Source organism: Brevibacterium sp. FAM 27836, from assembly GCF_051351055.1.
Taxonomy (GTDB): domain Bacteria; phylum Actinomycetota; class Actinomycetes; order Actinomycetales; family Brevibacteriaceae; genus Brevibacterium.
In genome coordinates this window covers 755,078-775,431 of the sequence record NZ_CP195711.1, presented here as the reverse complement: position 1 = coordinate 775,431, position 20,354 = coordinate 755,078, and the positions used below count along the sequence as shown (strand labels likewise).

Annotated in this window: 20 protein-coding genes and 1 riboswitch; of the genes, 14 read left to right on the top strand and 6 right to left on the bottom strand. The window is 65.6% G+C overall.

All coding sequences use genetic code 11. The features are described from left to right. Nucleotides 1-18: 18 nt before the first annotated feature. From ACSE4D_RS03685 to ACSE4D_RS03670, 4 genes are all read left to right on the top strand, one after another. Nucleotides 19-894 (top strand): LysR family transcriptional regulator, encoded by an 876-nt coding sequence (locus ACSE4D_RS03685; protein WP_425120296.1) that lies wholly within the window; start codon nucleotides 19-21, stop codon nucleotides 892-894. A gap of 48 nt (nucleotides 895-942) precedes the next feature. Next, the gene (locus ACSE4D_RS03680) at nucleotides 943-1,545 is read left to right on the top strand and encodes a class I SAM-dependent methyltransferase (protein ID WP_425120297.1); all 603 of its coding nucleotides are present in this window, start codon (nucleotides 943-945) and stop codon (nucleotides 1,543-1,545) included. An 88-nt stretch (nucleotides 1,546-1,633) separates the two neighbouring features. After that, a complete protein-coding gene (locus ACSE4D_RS03675; protein ID WP_135537219.1) occupies nucleotides 1,634-1,954 on the top strand; it encodes a putative quinol monooxygenase in 321 nt (106 codons plus the stop codon). Nucleotides 1,955-2,010: 56 nt separating this feature from the next. Next, entirely contained in the window at nucleotides 2,011-2,574 is a 564-nt protein-coding gene (locus ACSE4D_RS03670; protein WP_436326664.1) for a hypothetical protein, read from the top strand. 17 nt (nucleotides 2,575-2,591) lie between these two features. On the opposite strand, the gene ACSE4D_RS03665 is transcribed toward ACSE4D_RS03670, so the two are convergent. The 5 genes from ACSE4D_RS03665 to ACSE4D_RS03645 all read right to left on the bottom strand — a co-directional run bounded on the left by ACSE4D_RS03665 (nucleotide 2,592) and on the right by ACSE4D_RS03645 (nucleotide 7,493). Beyond that, nucleotides 2,592-3,437, bottom strand: a complete 846-nt coding sequence (locus ACSE4D_RS03665; RefSeq protein ID WP_436326663.1) for an energy-coupling factor transporter transmembrane component T family protein — start codon at nucleotides 3,435-3,437, stop codon at nucleotides 2,592-2,594. Continuing rightward, nucleotides 3,430-5,007: an ABC transporter ATP-binding protein gene (locus ACSE4D_RS03660; protein ID WP_436326662.1), complete on the bottom strand. Its 1,578-nt coding sequence runs from the start codon at nucleotides 5,005-5,007 to the stop codon at nucleotides 3,430-3,432. Before ACSE4D_RS03660 ends, ACSE4D_RS03665 begins: the two co-directional genes overlap by 8 nt. Then, nucleotides 5,007-5,636, bottom strand: coding sequence for an ECF transporter S component (locus ACSE4D_RS03655; RefSeq protein WP_436326661.1), 630 nt, complete (start codon nucleotides 5,634-5,636; stop codon nucleotides 5,007-5,009). Before ACSE4D_RS03655 ends, ACSE4D_RS03660 begins: the two co-directional genes overlap by 1 nt. 21 nt (nucleotides 5,637-5,657) lie before the next feature. Further along, nucleotides 5,658-5,766: riboswitch (TPP riboswitch) on the bottom strand. Nucleotides 5,767-5,857: 91 nt separating this feature from the next. Beyond that, nucleotides 5,858-6,817 carry a universal stress protein gene (locus ACSE4D_RS03650; protein WP_436326660.1) on the bottom strand — a complete coding sequence of 320 codons (960 nt, stop codon included), beginning with the start codon at nucleotides 6,815-6,817 and terminating at the stop codon, nucleotides 5,858-5,860. Nucleotides 6,818-6,953: 136 nt separating this feature from the next. Next, complete coding sequence (locus tag ACSE4D_RS03645; RefSeq protein ID WP_135537215.1) at nucleotides 6,954-7,493, bottom strand: DUF4916 domain-containing protein; 540 nt, start codon at nucleotides 7,491-7,493, stop codon at nucleotides 6,954-6,956. 194 nt (nucleotides 7,494-7,687) lie between these two features. Between ACSE4D_RS03645 and ACSE4D_RS03640 the strand changes: the two genes are divergently transcribed. From ACSE4D_RS03640 to proC, 10 genes are all read left to right on the top strand, one after another. Next, a complete protein-coding gene (locus ACSE4D_RS03640) occupies nucleotides 7,688-9,184 on the top strand; it encodes an MmgE/PrpD family protein (protein ID WP_436326659.1) in 1,497 nt (498 codons plus the stop codon). After that, complete coding sequence (gene prpB, locus ACSE4D_RS03635) at nucleotides 9,184-10,089, top strand: methylisocitrate lyase (protein WP_135537213.1); 906 nt, start codon at nucleotides 9,184-9,186, stop codon at nucleotides 10,087-10,089. Before ACSE4D_RS03640 ends, prpB begins: the two co-directional genes overlap by 1 nt. Further along, a complete protein-coding gene (locus tag ACSE4D_RS03630) occupies nucleotides 10,086-11,207 on the top strand; it encodes a bifunctional 2-methylcitrate synthase/citrate synthase (protein WP_135537212.1) in 1,122 nt (373 codons plus the stop codon). Before prpB ends, ACSE4D_RS03630 begins: the two co-directional genes overlap by 4 nt. 25 nt (nucleotides 11,208-11,232) lie before the next feature. Next, nucleotides 11,233-12,033: an enoyl-CoA hydratase/isomerase family protein gene (locus ACSE4D_RS03625; RefSeq protein ID WP_425120305.1), complete on the top strand. Its 801-nt coding sequence runs from the start codon at nucleotides 11,233-11,235 to the stop codon at nucleotides 12,031-12,033. A 20-nt stretch (nucleotides 12,034-12,053) separates the two neighbouring features. Next, nucleotides 12,054-13,031 (top strand): Ppx/GppA phosphatase family protein, encoded by a 978-nt coding sequence (locus ACSE4D_RS03620; protein ID WP_135537210.1) that lies wholly within the window; start codon nucleotides 12,054-12,056, stop codon nucleotides 13,029-13,031. 158 nt (nucleotides 13,032-13,189) lie between these two features. Continuing rightward, a complete protein-coding gene (locus ACSE4D_RS03615) occupies nucleotides 13,190-14,908 on the top strand; it encodes a glycerol-3-phosphate dehydrogenase/oxidase (protein WP_425120306.1) in 1,719 nt (572 codons plus the stop codon). 118 nt (nucleotides 14,909-15,026) lie between these two features. After that, nucleotides 15,027-15,749, top strand: a complete 723-nt coding sequence (locus tag ACSE4D_RS03610) for an MIP/aquaporin family protein (RefSeq protein ID WP_135537208.1) — start codon at nucleotides 15,027-15,029, stop codon at nucleotides 15,747-15,749. 38 nt (nucleotides 15,750-15,787) lie between these two features. Further along, entirely contained in the window at nucleotides 15,788-17,320 is a 1,533-nt protein-coding gene (gene glpK, locus ACSE4D_RS03605) for a glycerol kinase GlpK (protein ID WP_135537207.1), read from the top strand. Nucleotides 17,321-17,425: 105 nt separating this feature from the next. After that, the gene (locus tag ACSE4D_RS03600) at nucleotides 17,426-18,409 is read left to right on the top strand and encodes a sugar phosphate isomerase/epimerase family protein (protein WP_240689514.1); all 984 of its coding nucleotides are present in this window, start codon (nucleotides 17,426-17,428) and stop codon (nucleotides 18,407-18,409) included. A gap of 84 nt (nucleotides 18,410-18,493) precedes the next feature. Continuing rightward, a complete protein-coding gene (gene proC / locus ACSE4D_RS03595) occupies nucleotides 18,494-19,330 on the top strand; it encodes a pyrroline-5-carboxylate reductase (protein WP_135537206.1) in 837 nt (278 codons plus the stop codon). Between the two features lie 81 nt (nucleotides 19,331-19,411). Here proC and ACSE4D_RS03590 read toward each other — a convergent pair whose 3' ends face one another. Further along, on the bottom strand, nucleotides 19,412-20,293 hold the full coding sequence (locus ACSE4D_RS03590) for a helix-turn-helix transcriptional regulator (protein WP_135537205.1): 882 nt from the start codon (nucleotides 20,291-20,293) through the stop codon (nucleotides 19,412-19,414). Nucleotides 20,294-20,354 lie beyond the last annotated feature (61 nt).

The window sequence follows — 20,354 nt, the reverse complement described above, 5'->3', positions numbered from 1 at the left end:
GACAGCTAGGATGCCTCCATGACGTGGACACTCGGGCAGCTGCGCACCTTCGTCGCGGTGGCCGAACTGGGATCGATGACGCGCGCAGCCGACCACCTCGGCTACAGCGTGGGCGCGGTGTCCCAGCACATCGCCGCACTGCGCAAGGTCGTCGACTCCGAACTGTTCGTCCGCCGCGGCCGCGGGCTCATCCTCGCCGAGGCCGGGCGCACCCTGCTGCCGCGTGCACGGAACATCCTCGCCGCCCAGAAGCAGGCCGAGATGGCGATGCTCGGCCGCGACTTCCGCAGCGAAGCGATCGTCACCCTCGGCGTGTTCGGATCCGCATCGATGACAGCGCTGCCGCAAGTCGTGCACCGGTTGGCGCAGCGCCACCCGCACATCGAGGTCCGGGCACGGGAGATCAATGTGGAGTCGATGTCAGCGGCCGTCATCGACGGAGTCATCGATCTGGGGATCGGGATCAACTATCCGGCGGTGCCGCTGCCGCCGATGCGCGGGCTGAGCTGGGAGGCGGTGGCGAAAGAGGACTTCGGCATCGTCGTGCCCACCGGCCGGGCTCGACCGGGGGAGACGGAACTGGCCGAGGCGGATTGGATCCTCCCGCCGGCCGAGGAGCTCTTCGGCCGAGCGATGCGTCTGGCCACCTCGGCGCTGGGAATCAATGCGAAGGAGACGCACATCGTCACCGACACCGCGGTCGCCCTTGCACTCGCAGGGACCGGGCTGGGCCTGACCCTGGCGACGCCGATCATGATGTCCCTGAGCGGGCCCGATGTCGATCTGCATCCCGTCGCCGAGGCGGGAGGGCGTGAGATCATCGTGCTCACCTCCCCGGACCCGAGCGATCCGGTCAGCGCCGTGGCCGCGGTCATCGCCGAAGTGTTCGTGTGAGCACCGACCTCGACGTCGGGAGCTGTGAAATCGTCCTAGGATGAGGCCATGAGCTTCGATCACAAGTGGAACCAGGTCCGCAGGGTCAACCCCGAGCATTCGGCGAACTATGCCGAGATGTGGCGCAAACAGGTCGCCGCCGGGCACGACATCGGGGGAGAGGCCCGACTCGTCAACGCGATGGCTCCGCGCGAAGCTCGGATCCTCGACGCCGGCTGCGGCACGGGGCGGGCCGGCGGTCTGCTCATCGAAGAAGGGCACACTGTATACGGCGTCGATCTCGACGAATTCCTCATCTCCGTCGCCGAGGAGGACTACCCAAGCGGGGAATGGCACACCGGCGATCTCGCCGACTTCGATTTCGCAGGGACCGGGATCGATGAGATCGACGTGGCCTTCTGCGCCGGCAATGTGCTCGCCTTCCTCGACCCGGCCTCCCGCCGGCAGACCCTGAGCAACATCAAGTCCACGCTCAAGCACGGCGGCCGCTTCGTGTCCGGGTTCGGCGCCGGACGCGGCTACGATTTCGATGATTTCGCCGACGATCTCAGGGCCACTGGGATGTTCGTCGATCAGAGGTTCTCCACCTGGGAACTGCACCCCTTCGACGCCGGCAGCGACTTCCTCGTCCTCATCGCCACACGACTGTGAGGCGTTCTCGCTGCGTCCAGTCGATTCGTGCGGTCGACCGAACTAGGCTGAAGACGAACCATCCACCAAAGAGCTGAAGGAGAATCCCATGATCTTCATCGTTGTGAAGTACGACGTGAAGCCCGAAAGCGTCGAGAAGTTCCCCGAGGCAGTGCGCACCTTCACCGAGGCGACCCGGGCCGAACCGGGCAATCTCTTCTTCGAATGGTCGAAGAGCCTGGAGAACCCGAACGAGTTCGTCCTCGTCGAAGCATTCACCGACGAGGGTGCCGAACCGCATGTCACGAGCGATCACTTCGCTGCCGGGCTCGAAGCGATGCGCCCGCACCTGGCCTCGACCCCGAAGATCATCTCCCGCAAGATCGACGGCGAAGGCTGGGACGAGATGGGCGAACTCAAGATCGACTGATCGCCGGACCGGCCTGAACCGTCGCTATTGGGCGCCGCAGAGATTAGACTTCTGCCATGGCGACCAGAGGGATGAACATTCCGGCGATCGAGAACGCCCTCGGCGAGAAGTGGGAGGACACCCGCGCTCGCCTCGAGGCGGCCGGGGGAGCGTCGGCGAGTCACAGAGAACTTGCCGACGCTCTCTATCCGCAGTTCGAAGGCCAAGTCGACAACCACGGCTGGTGGGTCCAAGGTGCAGTCGTCGCCTACGAGCAGGAGATCGGTCGGCGGGTGCCGGGGCAGCGTGCCGACGGCACCTTCGACGTGGCTGTCTCCCGCACGATTTCCGGTCAGCGCAGCGACCTCATCGCGAAGTTCGCCTCCTTCGTCGACGGCACTCTCAACGGAGCGGCCCTCGAGGGAGAACCCCGCACCTCCGAGACCGCGAAGCGCTCCTTCTGGCGAGCGGACCTCGACGGCGGGATCAAGGTCGAAGTCGCCGCCGAGGCGAAGAGCGACGACAAGACTCTCGTCGTCCTCACCACCTCGAAGCTGCCGAGCCCGGACGCTCTCGAAGAATGGCGGGCCTTCGGCAAGGACTTCCTCAGCCGGCTCGCAGGCCCGTCGGCCCGGGACTGAAGCGCTTCGGCTCAGCTTCAGCCGATGATCGGATTCCAGGTCCCCAGCAGGTGCGCGGCGACGATCGCCAGTGCACAGACGGCCAGGCTGATGAGCACGACCACGAGATCCCGGACCCCGAAGTGTGAGCGCCTGCGCCACGTCCGGCCGGGACGACCGAACGCACGGCCCTCCATCGCCATCGCCAGTGTGGTGGCGCGACGAATCGAGACTACGAGCAGGACGAACACCCCGCTGAAGAGGCTGTGAGTCCTCCGCAGCAGCGAACCTCCGGCCACACCCCTGGCTCGCCGCGCCATCGACAGCACCTGCCATTCGCTGATCAGGAGTCCGAGGAGCCGCGAGGCGGCAAGTACAGAGACCACGACCACCTCGGGCAGGCGCAGATGTTGGATGAGCGCATCGGACAGGTCGCGCGGATCGATCGTCGAGGCGAGCACGATGAGCGGAATCGCCAGGGCCAGAGCCCGGAGGAAGATCGCGGCGGCCGCGGACAGCGATCCGGTGGTGAATAGGATCGGTCCGAAGTCGACGACGACGGGTCCGGTCTTCTCCGCCAGCAAGGCGGTACCCCAGGCCGCGAGCAGGGCGCCGGCAGGCAGGAACCACAGTCTCTTCGCCGCCGCCGACAGGTCGAGACCCGTGGCCGGAAGGGCAAGAAGGCAGAAGACGAAGACGACTCCGGCCGAGACCAGGTCGATGCTCAGCAGAGCCCCGACCATGAGGATGAGCGCCACCCCGATCTTCGTCAGCGGGTTGCACCGAACCACGAGGGTGTTGCGCATGACGGGAATGAGCTGGCCCGGATCCGGAACGGCCGCCTCGGTGGGGGAGGAGCGCACCCGCACGAGTCGTTCACTCACCGCGATCACCGGCCCTGACCTGGACGTCGGCGGACAGAGTCGTGGCCCCACCACCGTGGTCGCCGAGATCGAGGAGATCGGCCCCGATCGCCTCGAGGAACGCCTGATCGTGACTGACCGCCACGACCGCAGATCCGTGCGCGAGAGCATCGAGGAACATCTCGACCAGTCCCGCCCACGTCAGCGCATCCTGACCGAAGGTCGGCTCGTCGACGATGAGGACTCGCGGTCGAGGTGCCATCATGGCCGCCACCGACAGGCGCCGCTTCTCTCCTCCGGACAGGCTCTGCGGGTGCGCCTGCGAGAGTTCGGCCAGACCGAGTGACACGAGCAGGTCATCCACTCGTGTCGTGATCTCGGCACTCGACCAGCCGGCCAGTCGCGGACCGAGTTCGAGTTCGCCGGCGACGCTGGAAGCGAGGAACTGATGCGCGGGTTCCTGGAAGACCATCCCGATGCGCGGGGCCAACTGAGCAGAAGGCCAGGCGAAGGGGCGGGTGCGTCTGAGTCCGTCACGCAGATCTGCCTCGGCGTGGACCGCACCGGCGAATTCGGGAATGAGCCCGGCCATGGTCAGTGCTGTCGTCGATTTCCCGGCCCCGTTCGGGCCGACGAGGCCGAGCGCCTGCCCGGCGCGCAGACTCAGATCGAGGCCGGCGACCGCGGGCGCGCGCATCCGCGGTCGCGCAACGCTGAGTTCCTCCGTGCGCAGCAGCACCTCGCCGAGGCGGTCGTCCGCCCGGTCGGACAGAACCCGTGACCGTTCGGGCTCACCATCGGTCCGGACGGATCCGCTCAGCGACCGGGTACGGTCATCGCGGGATAGTGAGGGGTCCTCGGGCACCCAGATGCCGCAGTCGATGAGGACGCTTGAGAGATTCGGATGATCGAAGACCCGACTCGGAGCGCCCTGGGCGAGGATTCCCTGCCGGCCGAGCACGATCACCCGATCGACGTGATCGAGCCACAGCCCCACGCGGTGTTCGACGACGAGCATGGTCGCCTGAGTCTCGGCCTGCACGGCAAGGACGGCATCACGGACGCCGGGCGCGGAAGACGGATCGATATTGGCCGTCGGCTCGTCGAGGACGATGACCTCCGGCGACATCGCATGGATGCCGGCCAGAGCCAGACGCTGCTTCTGCCCGCCGGACAGTGCCGCACTCGGATGCTCGGCGGGCAGGTCGAGTCCCATGGCACGCAGAGACGAGGGAATCCGAGCTTCGATGGTCTCGGCGGGCAGACCGAGGTTCTCCATCCCGAAGGCGACATCGTCGCCGATGCGAGAGAAGATCACCTGCGAATCGGGGTCCTGCAGGACCAGTCCGGTGCCGCCTCGGCGAGGATTCGGAGCCTCGCCGCCGACGAGGAGCTCACCGCTGGATTCGCCGGACTCCTCGGGCAGGACGCCGGCGATGGCATGGAGCAGAGTCGACTTGCCGGCCCCCGAGGGGCCGAGGAGGAGGACCTTCTCACCCGCGGCGATGTCGATGTTGAGGGGCCCGACAGCCGGTGTATCGCGATCGGCATGCGTCCACGAGTATCCGCGTGCCGTGATCGGCAGTGCCATCAGCGCAGGCGACCGGAGGCGAACGAGCTCAGCGCCCCGGTGGCTGCGATCGCCCGATACGCGTACCAGGCGCCGATGCCGGAGAGGACGAGGCCGGAGACGATGGCGCACACCGCGTAGATCGCCTGATAGCCGAACTGCCATTCGGCGTTGTACATGATGTTCTCGCTCACGGCCATGAACGCCGCGGCCACGACCCCTGACAGCGCGGTGATCCAGAGCGTGAACCGCCTGTAGCCGAAGGCGGCGAAGACGAGTTCGGCACCGAGGCCCTGAACGAACCCGGACAGCAGCACGGTGGCTCCGAAGTGTGAGCCGAGGACCGCTTCGACGATGGCGGCGATGAGTTCGCACAGGAGCGCGGCTCCGGGCTTGCGGATGATCGCAGCGGCCAAGGGGCCGGCGAGGACCCACAGGCCGGCGATGAGCCCGATCGAGGGCGGGAAGGCCTGGAAGGCGAGTTCGATGACCTTCCAGCTCAGCGCCAACACCCAGAACACGAGCCCGACGGCGATGCCGAGCACGGCGGTGGTGACATAGTCCACGACCCGCCACTGCTTCGATTTCGGAGCCCTGGTGTGTGCGGTCGCCGCGGCGGAGGTGGTTTTCGGTGTGGTGGTTTTCGGCATTGTGCCTCCTCATACAAGGAGGGGTGAAGAGTCTCGACTTCCTTCGGCGGTCCTAGCCGCATCAGGTTCGAGGGTCTGCAGCTTCTTCTGCACTCTCAGCGCCCCTGACGGCGCTCCCCTGTCGTAGCCACCACTGTACAACAGGGGAGAGCGGGCTCCGGCACGGAGCTGTCCGGTCCGCGGACCCTCAGGTGCCGCTGCGCTGTCAGGTGCCGTTGCTGTCAGCTCGGGACGACCATCACCGTGCCCTCGGCATGATTGAGGACTCCGCGTGAGACGGAGCCGAGCAGGACGCTGCGGAACCGTCCTCGTCCGCGCGTGCCCATCACCGTCAGCTGCGCTCTGGCGCTGATCTCGACGAGCGTCTGCGTGGGGTCACCGACCGGCACCGAGGAGGACACCTCGAGATCCGGGAACTGCTCGGACAGCTGCGCGATCTCTTCCTCCAGTCCGGCAGCGATCTGCTTCTGCCGCCGTCCCGTGACTTCGGAGCTGAGCTCGAGCTCGGGGTACCAGTAGAGCCATTCCTCTCCCGCCGGAAGCACCGCGACAACTTCGAGTGCTGTTCGGCGCAGGGCGGCTTCGGCGGCCGCGGTGACCATGGCGACCCGGCCGGTGTCCGAACCGTCGACGGCCACGACCACCGGTCCGTCCGCCTCGGCGTTCGCGGCATGGTGGGGGACGACGATCGTCGGACAGTGCGCGTGAGCCGGCACGGCGGTGGACACCGAGCCGAGGACGCGGCCCATGAAGCCGCCTCGGCCCCGCGCGCCGAGGATGATGACCTCGGCATCGGTGCTCAGCGCGATGAGCGAGCCGGCCGCATCGCCGGGCACGGTGCGGAAGCTCTTCTCTCCGGGATGATCGCGGAGGAGTTCGACCGCCTCGGCGAGGATCTTCTCCGCATCCTGCTTCGCTATCGCGTCCTCGGGCTCGCTGGGAATCGACGCCATGTTCGGGTAGATCATCGTCGGCAGCGGATATGCGGTCACGACGGTCAACGTGGTCTTGCGTCGTTCGGCTTCCAGCGCGCCGCAGCGGACCGCGAGACCGGCGAGTTCGGAGCCGTCGAAGCCGACGAGGACGCCGAATTCCCGGTTGAGACCGGACTCGGACGGCCGGGCATCAGCCGGACGTGTTTCGGGGGTGTGGGACTCGGGCATTGGGGACTGGGCAGACATCTCGAACCTCTCCCTCGGGGCCTGGCCAACCCAGACGCCGACGACGGCCCCGACCAGCGGTATCGTCTGCGTCGCCACCAGTCTACCAAGGTTATTCTACGGAATGTAGAAAATGGTGTCTGTGAGAACCGCAGTCTCAGACCGGGAAGCCCAGATGGGTGAGCGCGGCCTTGAGGATGAAATCCTGACCGTGGCAGAGCTCGCTGGTGATATCGGGGCGCAGGGTCTCCTCGGGGGTCAGCCAGTCGAGACTGAGGGCATCGGCTCGTGGAGTGCACTCGCCGCGGACCTCGAGGACGAAGCACATCGAGATCGCGTGCTGCCGGGGGTCGTGGAGGAGGCCGGAGCCTTCGGTCGGGAAGTATTCGGCGATGTGGAACGGGGAGATCGACGGCGGGATGACCGGCAGCGCCATCGGGCCGAGGTCGTTCTCGGCGTGCCGCATGAGCGCGGAGCGGATCGATTCGTGGAAGCGGATGCGCCCGCCCACGACCTCGCGGCCCAGGGTTCCGTCCTCGAGGCTGCGCAGCAGCAGTCCGATGCGTTCGACGTTGCCGGCCTCGCCGACTCGCACGGGGATCGCGTTGACGTAGGGGATGGGGATCCGTCTGCGCAGGCGGGCGAACTCCGCATCGTCGAACCAGTTCTCATCGAAGTCCAATGCAGTGCGGGTCATGAGGCAATCGTCCCATATCGGGGGTCGGTGCAGAAGAGGCATCGGACCCTGTTGGTGAACCAGCGCACACATCGGGTAAAATATCTTGATGTCGAGATAAATCTCCGACCGGCAGAGATCTGCCGAGTGCCGTGACCTACAGTGGGGTCAGCACCTGACGACCAGTTCCGGTCAAGGACTATGAAGGGGTATCCATGATCAATCATGAAGTCCGCACTCATAAGAGCTCAGAGAACCTGGCTCGCGAAGATCAGCTCGCTTGGAAGATCGCCGAAGTCGCATCCGACTCGACGCCGGTCGACGCAGACGTCACCGAGATGGTCATCAACCGCATCATCGACAACGCCGCCGTGGCAGCCGCCTCGGTGCGCCGCTCCGCTCCGACGCACGCTCGTGAGCAGGCGCAGGCTCATCCGTTCAACCCGGGTGCCAACATCTTCGGTCTGCCCGTGACCGACCGCTTCTCTCCGGAATGGGCCGCTTGGGCCAATGGTGTGGCCGTGCGTGAACTCGACTTCCACGACACGTTCCTCGCTGCCGAATACTCGCACCCCGGCGACAACATCCCGGCAATCCTCGCGGTCGCGCAGCACAAGGGCATCGGCGGCAAGGACCTCATCAACGGCATCGCCACCGGCTACGAGATCCAGGTCGACCTGGTCAAGGGCATGTGCCTGCACGAGCACAAGATCGACCACGTCGCCCACCTCGGTCCCTCCGCGGCGGCCGGCATCGGCGCGCTGCTCGGCCTGCCCACCGAGGTCACCTTCCAGGCCGTCCAGCAGGCGCTGCACGTGACCACCGCGACCCGTCAGTCGCGCAAGGGCGAGATCTCGTCCTGGAAGGCTCATGCTCCCGCCTTCGCCGGGAAGATGGCCGTCGAGGCCGTCGACCGTGCGATGCGCGGTGAAGGGGCACCGAACCCGATCTACGAAGGCGAAGACGGCTTCATCGCCTGGATCCTCTCCGGCCCCGAGGCCCGCTACACCGTCCCGCTGCCGGGCCAGGGCGAAGCGAAGCGTGCGATCCTCGACACCTACACCAAGGAGCACTCGGCCGAGTACCAGGCGCAGGCGCTCATCGACCTTGCGCGCAAGCTCGGCGGACAGATCGAGGATCTGACGAAGATCAAGCGCGTCGTCATCCACACCTCGCACCACACCCATTACGTCATCGGCACCGGCGCGAACGATCCGCAGAAGATGGATCCCAAGGCCAGCCGCGAGACCCTCGACCACTCGATCATGTACATCTTCGCCGTGGCCATGCAGGACCAGGGCTGGCACCACGAGCACTCCTACGCTCCCGAGCGCGCCGGTCGTCCCGACACCGTCGAGCTGTGGCACAAGATCGAAACCACCGAGGACCCGGAGTGGACCCGTCGCTACCACTCGACCGACCCGAACGAGAAGGCCTTCGGCGGCCGCGTGGAGATCGAGTTCGACGACGGATCGACACTGACCGACGAGATCGCCGTGGCCGATGCCCACCCATTCGGTGCGCGTCCCTTCGCCCGGGCGAACTACATCGAGAAGTTCAAGACCCTCGCCGAGGGCGTCATCTCCGATGCGGAGCAGGCCCGGTTCCTCGACCTCGCTGAGAACCTCGAGAACCTCGATGCCTCGGGTGTGGGCGAACTCAGCTTCGTCGTCGACGGACTCGAGCACAGCGGATCGAAGGGCATCTTCTGATGCTCGGCGCACAGGCAACCCCGGCCGAGCGTCGCGCTGAGTTCCGCGAACTCCTCGCCGGCGACAAGATCGTCCAGTTCCCCGGCGCCATCAACCCGATCAACGCTCAGATCATCGAGCAGACCGGTTTCGAAGGCGTCTACATCTCCGGCGGTGCATTCTCCGCGGCCATGGGTCTGCCCGATATCGGGCTGACCACGCTCACCGAGGTGGCCGACCACGGACGCAACATCGCGCGAGTGACGAACCTGCCGACGTTCATCGACGCCGACACCGGATGGGGCGAAGCCATGAACGTGGCCCGCACCGTCCAGGAGTTCGAGGACGCAGGGATCTCGGGCATGCACCTCGAAGACCAGGTCAATCCGAAACGCTGCGGCCACCTCGACGGCAAGGAGGTCGTGACCGCGGCCGAGATGTCCAAGCGGATCAAAGCGGCGGTCAAGGGCCGTCGCGATGAGAACTTCGTCATCTGCGCCCGCACGGACTCTCGCGCCGGAGAAGGTCTCGACGCCGCCATCGACCGGGCCAAGGCCTACGTCGATGCGGGAGCGGACATGATCTTCCCCGAAGCGATGCGCGACCTCGGCGAGTTCGAGACCTTCGCGTCGGCCGTCGATGTGCCGATCCTGGCGAACATGACGGAATTCGGAAAGAGCGAACTGTTCACAACAGAGCAGCTGGCGAATGCGGGAGTCAAGCTCGTGATCTACCCGGTCACGACTCTGCGCATCGCCATGGGTGCGATCAAGACGGGCCTGGAGACCATTCGGGACAAGGGCACTCAGGTGGACCTGCTCGAGGGCATGCAGACCCGTGCGGACCTGTACGACACGATCGACTACGCTGCGTACAACGATTTTGACGCCGCAGTATTCAACTTCTCACAGGAGGGTCACCAGTGACCGAAGAAATCAAGAAGGGCCTTGCCGGCGTCGTCGTCGACACCACGGCCGTTTCGAAAGTAGTCCAGGAAACGAACTCGCTGACCTACCGCGGCTACCCCGTCCAGGAGCTCGCCGCCAAGCGCAGCTTCGAGGACGTCGCCTACCTCATCTGGAACGGCGAACTGCCCACCGAGGCTCAGCTGGAGGAATTCCAAGAGCGTGAGCGCGCCCAGCGTGCCATCGACGACAAGCTCATCCAGCTCATTCTCGACCTGCCGAAGGACTGCCACCCGATGCACGTCGTGCAGACGGCCGTGGCCTACCTCGGCGCCGTCGACCCCGAAGCCGATGTCGAGGGCGAAGAGGCGAACCTGGCCAAGGCCGAGCGCCTCTACGCGCAGCTGCCGACGATCGTGGCCATCGACCACCGTCGCCGTCACGGTCTCGATCCCGTCGCTCCGAGCAGGGATCTCGGCTATGCCGCGAACTTCTTCAAGATGGTCTTCGACGAGGTTCCCACCGAAGAGGTCGTGCGCTGCTTCGACGTGTCGATGATCCTCTACGCCGAGCACTCGTTCAACGCTTCGACGTTCACCAGCCGCGTGATCACCTCGACGACGTCCGACCTCTATTCGGCCGTCGCTGGTGCCGTCGGTGCGCTCAAGGGCCCCCTGCACGGCGGCGCGAACGAAGCGGTCATGGCGATGCTCGAAGAGGTCGGCACCGCCGACAGGGCTTCGGCCTGGATCGACGAGGCGCTGGCCAAGAAGGCGAAGATCATGGGCTTCGGCCACCGCGTGTACAAGAACGGCGATTCGCGCGTTCCCACCATGCGCAAGGCCTTCGAGGACATGGTCGAGGCCAAGGGCGCCAAGGATCTGCTCGATCTGTACAACGCCTTCGAAGAGGACTTCGTCGAGCGCAAGGGAATCTACCCCAACCTCGACTACCCTTCGGGCCCGGCCTACCACCTGATGGGCTTCGACACCGAGCAGTTCACTCCGATCTTCGTGATGGCCCGCATCACCGGATGGACCGCTCACATCTTCGAGCAGCAGGCGAACAACGCCCTCATCCGTCCCCTGAGTGCTTACGACGGTGAGGACCAGCGTGAGGTCCCGGACAACCGGGGCTGAGAGGTCCGAAAGGCAGAACAGCATTATGGGACCTGACGGTCTGTACCGTCCGGTCGATCTCGAGGGTTTCGACTTCACCGTCACCGGTGGGGTCGGAACCCTCGTCATCGATCGGAGGAAGAAACGCAACGCGATCTCGCGTGCGATGTGGCGGGCGCTGCCGGAGATCATCGCCTCCGTCGACGCCGATGACTCGATCGGTGCGCTGATCATCACCGGTGCCGGCGGGCATTTCTCCGCCGGTTCGGACATCGCCGACCTCGATGTTCCGCTGGCCGACTTCTGGGAGCTCAACTCCTCCGCCGAGGCGGCCGTAGCGAATTCGCGGACTCCGACGATCGCGGCGATCGAAGGAAACTGCGTGGGCGGAGGCACCGAGATCGCTGCCGCCTGCGACATCCGCATCGCCGCCCCCGGGTCGATCTTCGGTGTGACCGCCGCGAAGCTCGGCCTTGTCTACCCGGCCGGGCCCACCCAGCGTCTGGCGCAGATCCTCGGAGACTCCTGGGCCAGGTACCTCTTGATCACAGCGTCGATCGTGAAGTTCGAGAAGATGGCCGAACTCGGCTTCTTCCATGACACGACGCCGACTCCCCTGGCTGCGGCGCAGGCACTGGGGGAGCGGATCGTCGGCCTGTCCCGGCTCAGCCAGGTCGGGGCCAAAGCGATCCTCGACGGGAATCTGCTTGCAGGTGAGGAGCCGCCTCGGTGGTTGGATTCGGCGTACCGGGAGGAGATCACGCGCGGGCAGGAGGCCTTCTTCGCCAAACGACCGCCGGATTTCGCGTTCGCGAAGTCCGCGTGGGCAACAGACGGCGAAGCCTGAAGACGGGATAAACTGAGCGAATGCGTCTTGCAGTCCTCGATATCGGCTCCAACAGCGTCCACCTCCTCGTCGTCGACGCTCACGTCGGAGCACCGCCCCTGCCTGCCACCTCGCACAAGGAGGTGCTGCGTCTCGCGGAGTACCTCAGCGACGACGGAACGATCGATGCGGAGGGCCAGGAACGTCTGCACTCGTTCATCGCCGAAGCCGTCGAGATCGCGGAGGACCAGGGGGCGGAGCAGATACTCGCCTTCGCCACCTCGGCGGTCCGCGATGCCCCGAACGGGGTGGCGCTCATCGAAACGATCAACGCTCAGCTCGGGGTCACCCTCAATGTGATGTCGGGCCGGGACGAAGCCCGCGTGACCTTCCTCGCCACTCGCCGCTGGTTCGGTTGGTCGGCCGGAAAGATCCTGCTGCTCGACATCGGCGGCGGCTCTCTGGAGATCGCGGTCGGTCAGGACGAATACCCGCAAGCGGCCGTGTCGGTTCCGCTCGGCGCCGGACGCACCTATTCGGATTTCCTGCCGGACCCCATCCCTTCGGCCGAGGACATCCACAAACTGCGCAAACACGCACGGGCGCAGATCGGACGCATCGCCGGTGACATCAACAGGGTCGGCGTGCCCGACCAGGTCGTCGGCTCTTCGAAGACGTTCCGCTCCCTGGCCCGCATCGCCGGTGCCGCCCCGAGCGGGGACGGCATCTACGCCCCGAGGAAACTCTTCCGTCGCGATCTCGAAGGCATCATCGATACCCTGGCCACACGCACCCCGGCGGCGCGGGCGACGCTGCCCGGCGTCTCCGAAGCCCGTGCCGGTCAGGTGCTCGCCGGTGCGATCGTCGCCGAAGCGGCATTCACGATCTTCGACATCGGCGTCATGAACATCTCGCCGTGGGCACTGCGCGAAGGCATCATCATGCGCAAACTCGACCTGCTGGATTCGGCCGAGCAGTCCTCGACGATGCGCGTCGAAGCGGTCGCCGCACTCGACTGATTCGGCCGCCTCGTCGTCGCTTGTTGTCTACCGGTCAGTATCGCACCTCAGAATTGCCTGCTAGTTTTTGACTATCCGCTTCCGGCTCGACTCATCGTCCCGAACCGGGATGACAATGGTGGGTGTCCGAACGTCTGATAGAAAGCACGCTTCTGCCGATGCGAAATGGTGAGCTGTCCCCGCACTACCGCGAACAGGCCCTCGAGACCCTCAAGAACACAACGGCGGCCGATCCACTCGACGTCTTCGTCGTCGGCGGTGGTGTGACCGGCGCAGGCTCTGCCTTCGACGCGGCCACACGCGGTCTCAAGGTCGGAGTCGTCGATTCGAAGGACTGGGCCTCCGGCACCTCATCTCGGTCCTCGAAGCTCATGCACGGTGGTCTGCGCTATCTCGAGATGCTCGACTTCAAACTCGTCGCCGAGGCGCTGAGGGAACGTGACCTGCTGCTGCAGCACACCGCTCCTCACCTCGTCGAGCCCGTCGCCTTCGTCTTCCCCTTCGAGCACCGTCTCATCGACCGTGCCTTCATCGGCTCCGGCGTCCTCCTCTACGACACGATGGCCACCCGACCGGGCCGCAAACGAGCCGTGCCGATGCATCGGCATCTGTCCAAGAAGGCGCTGAGCGCACACTTCCCGGGGCTGGCCGACGATGCCGCCGTCGGTGCGCTCGAATACTACGATGCGAAGGTCGACGATGCGCGGTTCGTGATGACGCTCGTGCGTTCGGCTGTCGGCTACGGTGCGGCCGCTGCCAACCACGTCTCGGTCATCGGCTACCTCCATGACGGCGACCAAGTCACTGGTGTGCATGCCAGGGATGAGGTCACCGGAGAGGAATTCGATATCCACGCCCGTCGCACTATCCTCGCCGGGGGCGTATGGACCGAGGAGCAGCAGGACCTGGCGAAGGCCGATGCCGGACTCAAGGTGCTCGCCTCCAAGGGTGTGCACATCACCGTGGCCCAGGACAAGATCAAAGCCGACCCGGGAACGGGGATCATCTCGAAGACGGAGAAATCCGTCCTCTTCGTCATCCCCTGGGAAGGCTATTGGGTCATCGGCACCACCGACACTCCGTGGACCGAAGACGTCGACAGTCCCGTGGCGACCTCGAAGGACATCGAGTACCTGCTCGAGCATGCGAATGCGATCCTCGCCGACAAACTCACCCGGGAGGACGTCATCGGAGTGTACTCGGGTCTGCGTCCGCTGCTGCAGCCCGTGGTCAAGGAAGGGCAGGCCTCGACGAAGGTCTCCCGGGAACACACTGTGATGGAAGTCGAACCCGGACTTGCCGCGATCGCCGGCGGCAAATTCACCACCTACCGGGTGATGGCCGAAGACGCCGTCGACTTCGTCCTCGGCGACGATGCGAAGGACCGCAGGTCACTGACCGAATCCGTGCCGCTGCTCGGTGCCCAGGGCGTGGGCGCGCTGCGTCGCGGTCAGACCGGGATCGCTGAGAAGTACGGCTGGGACGAAGACCGGGTCAGTCGGCTCATCCGTCGCTACGGCACCCTCATCGAGAATCTGCTCGACCTCGTCGACGAGGACCCCGAACTCGGTCGGCCTCTGGACGGTGCCGACCGCTATCTGCGCGTCGAGGCCTACTATGCGGCCGCCGCAGAGGGGGCCGTCCACCTCGGCGATATCATCGAACGCCGCATGCGGCTGAACTACGAAACCCGCGATCGGGGCAAGAACGCCGCCGAGGCGGTCGCCGCCATCGTCGGCGCGGTGCTCGGCTGGGACGACAACCGGGTGTCGGCCGAGGTCGAGAAATTCAACGCCCACGTCGACGCCCAGGTCGCGGCCGAGTCCACCGATGACGACGCCTCGGCGGCGGCTCTGGTCGGTGAAACCCTCCACTGAGTCGTTCACAACGACGTGCGGGACGACAACCGAATATCGACCGCCCCCGGAGCATCGCCCGGGTCGACCATCGACCGGAACACCCACCGGAAAGACAAACAATAGGAGTTTGTGAGATATGGGCACTATCTTCCTTCACGAGATCGCTGGCACGGCGATGCTCATGCTGCTCGGCGTCGGCGTCGTCGCCAACGTCGTCCTCGGCAAGACCAAGGGCAACGGGGGCGGCTGGCTGCTGATCTCCTTCGGTTGGGGACTTGCCGTCTTCGCCGGCGTCTATGTCGCCTACAAGACCGGAGCGCACCTCAACCCGGCCGTGACATTCGGCATCCTGTTCAGCGGGGCCGCAGAGTACGCGGACGGGATCCCCGTCACCGTGAGCAACACCATCGCCTACCTCGCCGCCGAGCTGATCGGAGCGATGATCGGTGCGTTCCTCGCCTGGGCGGTGTACAAGAAGCACTACGACGAGGAGAAGGACCCCGGCAACATCCTCGGCACCTTCTCGACCGGCCCGGAGATCCGCTCATACGCCTGGAACTTCGTCACCGAGGTCATCGCGACCTTCGTGCTCGTCATCGTCGTCCTCCTCTTCGGCGGCACCCCGGACAGGCTCGGTCCTCTGGCCGTGGCGCTCATCGTCGTCGCGATCGGCGCGTCGCTGGGCGGCCCCACCGGCTACGCGATCAACCCTGCTCGCGACCTCGGGCCCCGCATCGTCCACGCTCTCCTGCCGATCCCGAACAAGGGCGGCTCGGACTGGGCATACTCGTGGGTGCCGGTCTTCGGCCCACTGGTCGGCGCCGTCCTTGCAGGTGTGGTCTCCCGAGCCCTCATCTGAGTACGATCACAGACAACCACCTCGACACAGGAGTCAGAATGAGTCAGGAAAAGTTCATCCTCGCCATCGATCAGGGCACCACCTCGTCACGGGCGATCGTCTTCGACCACGACGGCCAGATCGTCTCGTCCGGTCAGCTCGAACACGAGCAGATCTTCCCTCGCGCGGGATGGGTCGAACACGACCCGGTCGAGATCATCAAGAACACGAACGAAGCCATCGGCCAGGCGCTGACCCGGGCGAACATCAACCGCCATCAGCTCGAGGGCGTCGGCATCACAAACCAGCGTGAGACCACCGTGATCTGGAACAAGCACACCGGTGAGCCCGTCTACAACGCGATCGTGTGGCAGGACACCCGGACGCAGAAGATCTGCGATGAGCTCGCCGGCGATGACGGGGCCGATAAGTACAAGGACCGTGTCGGTCTGCCGCTGGCCACGTACTTCGCCGGGCCGAAGGCGAAATGGATCTTCGACAACGTCGACGGGGTCAAGGAATCCGCCGAGGCCGGTGATCTCCTCTTCGGCACGATGGACACGTGGGTGATCTGGAATCTCACCGGCGGGGTCAACGGCGGCCTCCACGTCACCGACGTCACGAACGCTTCGCGGACGATGCTGATGAACATCGACACCCTCGACTGGAACGCCGAGATCGCTGGGGAGATGGGCATCCCCGTCGAGATGCTGCCGGAGATCAAGTCGTGCTCGGAGATCTACGGCTACGGGGCGAAGAACGGACTGATCATCGACACCCCGATCTGCGGCATCCTCGGCGATCAGCAGGCGGCGACCTTCGGTCAGGCCTGCTTCGAGAAGGGGCAGGCGAAGAACACCTACGGCACCGGCAACTTCATGCTCATCAACACCGGCAACGAGCCGGTGGCGAGCAAGAACGGTCTGCTCACGACCGTGGCCTACAAGATCGGTGACGCCGATGCCGTCTACGCCCTCGAGGGGTCGGTGGCGGTGACCGGTTCGCTGGTGCAGTGGATCCGCGACAACCTCGGTCTGATCAAGGACGCTCCGGAGGTCGAGACCCTGGCCAAGAAGGTCGAGGACAACGGCGGCTGCTATATCGTGCCGGCGTTCTCGGGTCTCTTCGCGCCGCATTGGGAGTCCGATGCCCGCGGCACCATCGTGGGTCTGACCCGGTATGTGAACAAGAACCACATTGCGCGTGCCTCGCTCGAGTCCGTGGCGTTCCAGTCCCGCGAGGTCCTCGACGCGATGAACCTCGATTCCGGCGTCGAGCTCACCGAGCTCAAGGTCGACGGCGGCATGGTCGCCAACGAGACGCTCATGCAGTTCCAGGCCGACCTCCTCGGCGTGCCCGTCATCCGTCCCGAGGTCGTCGAGACCACGGCCCTGGGGGCGGCCTATGCGGCCGGAATCGCGGTGAAGTTCTGGAACGGCGAGGAGGATGTCAAGGCCAACTGGCGTGAGGACGAACGCTGGGACCCGTCGATGGACGAGGAGAAGGTCGATCGCGTCTACCGCCTGTGGAACAAGGCCGTGGAACGGTCGAAGGGCTGGGTCGACGAGGACACCGACGCCCTCTCCTCCTAATTGCTACCCGACGGCGGCCCAGCAACCTCGCGCGAGGTTGCTGGGCCGCCGTCACGTAGCAATGGGGGAGGGCGAGGGGGAAAAGTCCGCGCTAAACTGTTGGCGATGAGTAAAATGTCGAAGTCCAAACGGAAGGTGCTGACCACCAAGAACTCTGCGCGCTCGAATTCGCGGCGCCACAGAGAGTACTTCGACAGCCATGCGGTCTACGAACACGACGCTCATCACGTCTCCGAACATCCCATCCGGCTCGGCCTGTCGAGTTCCTCCGTGTCCCCGATGACCGTCGAGGAGACTTTCACACAAGCGGCGAAGCACGGCTACGACGGTGTCGAGATCATGGTCACCCACAATGCCGAGACCCGAGATGTCGACCTCATCAACGGACTCTCCGCCGAGACGGGACTCGAGGTCATGTCCCTGCACGCACCGACGCTGCTCTTCCTGCCGCGCGTGCTTCACAAAGACCATTGGGAGAAGCTGCGGATCACCGCGAACCTTGCCAAGGCAGTCAACGCCGAGACCGTCGTCCTCCACCCGCCGTTCAGGTGGCAGGGGGACTACGCGCTGGGATTCGTCGACGGCGTTCGGGAGGTCTCCCGCGAGACCGGTGTGAGCTTGGCTGTGGAGAACATGTATCCCTGGCGGGCGGGCCTGCGCGAAGTCCAGGTCTACTATCCCGACTGGAACCCGCTGGACGAAGACTATGACGACCTCACCTTCGACTTCTCCCACGCTTCGACGGCCGGTGTGAATGCGCTGGAGACCGTGGCCGAGATCTTCGACCGACTCCGCCACGTCCACCTCACCGACGGGTCCGGATCCCTCAAAGACGAGCACCTCGTCCCCGGCGCCGGCAATATGCCCGTGGCCGAGACTCTGCAGTACCTGGCCAAACACAACTGGGCCGGTGACGTCGTGGTCGAGGTCAACACTCGTTTCGTGCGCAAGCAGTCGACCCGTGAGAAGATGCTCGCCGAGTCCATCGCCTTTGCCCGCCAACACCTCGGACTCAACGAGGATGCCCCGCGGCGCAACGGACACAGCCACAGCCGCACCTCGGAACGCCCTCGCTCCTCCGGGAACTGACCCGCATCATCACCGACGGCGCCTGCCGCGACCGCGCACCCGCCCCACCGACGCATGACAATCACTACGAAAGGTTGGTTCGCTTTGACCACTCTCGCCTCCATCGGAACCGGCAACATGGGCACGGCGCTGATCCAGGGAATCCTCAGCGCCGACGCGACCATCGCTGTTCGCGCGACGACTCACTCGGCCGCCTCAGCACAGCGTCTGAGCCGCGACCTGCCGTCGGCGACGGTGACTTCGGTCGAAGACGATGCGGAGGCGAACCGGAAGGCCGCGGCCGAAGCTGATTTCGTCCTCCTCGGCGTCAAACCCTGGATGATGGCCGAGACCCTGGCCGCTCTGGCCCCCGCGCTGGAGTCGAACACGGTGCTCGTGTCCATGGCCGCCGGAGTCTCGTCCGCCGACCTCGCGAAGCTCGCCCCGAAGAATCCCATCGTGCGGATCATGCCGAACACGCCGAGTTCGATCGGCCACGGCGTCATCGCGTTCGCCCCCGACGCCGAGGTGCCCGCCGACAGCGTCGATACACTCAAGACTCTGCTGTCCGGGGCCGGGCTCGTCGTCGACCTCGACGAATCCCAGATCCCGGCCATGACCGGCATCTCCGGGTCCGGAGTCGCTTACTTCTTCCTCCTCGCCGAGGCGATGATCGCCGCCGGAGTCAAGCAGGGGCTGAGCGAGGACACCGCCCGCCAGATGGTCGTCGCCACCGCCGACGGCGCCGGGCGGCTGCTGAGCGCGAAGCCCGACCCGGCCGCTCAGCGGCAAGCCGTGAGCAGCAAGGGCGGTACGACCTTGGCGGGCCTCCAGCAGTTCATCGACGCGGGGATCTTCGACATCGCCGAGGCGGCCGCGCAGGCGGCAGCGAATCGTTCCCTGGAGATGGAACGGGAGAATTCCGAGACCATCAACGGCTGAACGGAACCGTCCCCCTGAGACGGAATCCGACCCCGGCAGGCACCGTGTGAGCGGCGTCGGCCGGGGTCGACTCGTTCGCGCTCAGGGCAGGACGTTCGACGACCGAGCGATCGACACCGCTTCATGCCGGGTGCGGGCCGAGAGCTTGACCATGGCGGTGTTGAGGTAGGACTTCACCGTGGACTCGCGCAGGCTCAGTGTTTCGGCGATGCGCGCATTCGACCAGCCCAGAGCCACATGGGAGAGGATGTCCGTCTCCCTTGGGGACAGGCGAACCGCCGGGACCGGTGTCTGGAAGTCATCCGGGTTGTGCCCGGAGAGGATATCGGCCAGCCGGGTCTCGACGACGGTGAGCTTCTCCCGCGTCTCCTCATCGAGGATGCCCGACCGGATGGCGCGCAGCTCGGCATAGGTATGGCGCAGCGCCTCCCGTCCCGAGGAATCCAAGTCGGGGTAGAGCCGCTCGGCGACGGGGACCGGCTGCGGTTCCCGTCGATAGCCGAGCCGAGCGAGATCGACCGAGAGCTGTCGGACTCGTCGGACGAGGTCTCCCGTCTGCGGGGCAGCGGCGTCGTAGTCCGTGCGGTGGCCGCAGTAGACCATGCCCGTGACTTCACCGCCGTGCAGGGTGGGGACGGCGACGAGGACCCGGATGCCTTCGCCGAGGACCTCTTCGTCGTAGTGGTGGGTGATGAGCGGGTCGACCTCATAGTCCCGGGTCAGCTGCGGAGTGCCTTCGGTCAGGGCTCGACCGCCGAGGCCCCGTCCGGTGCTGACGATGAGGGAGGAGAGCAGACCCTTGCCGGCACCGGCGACGGCTTCGACGTCGACCGCACCCCCGTCGACCATGCCGCCGAAGACGACATCGCCCGTACCGGCCTGATGCAGAGAATCGACGGCTTCGACGAATAGGCGGCGGGTCTCGGCCTTGAGAGCCCGCGTGTGCTTCGCATGCGCGTTCATGTGAACAAGCTACCAACTTTCGGTGGTATTCCCTAGTGCATGCTGAACGTTACCTTTGGAC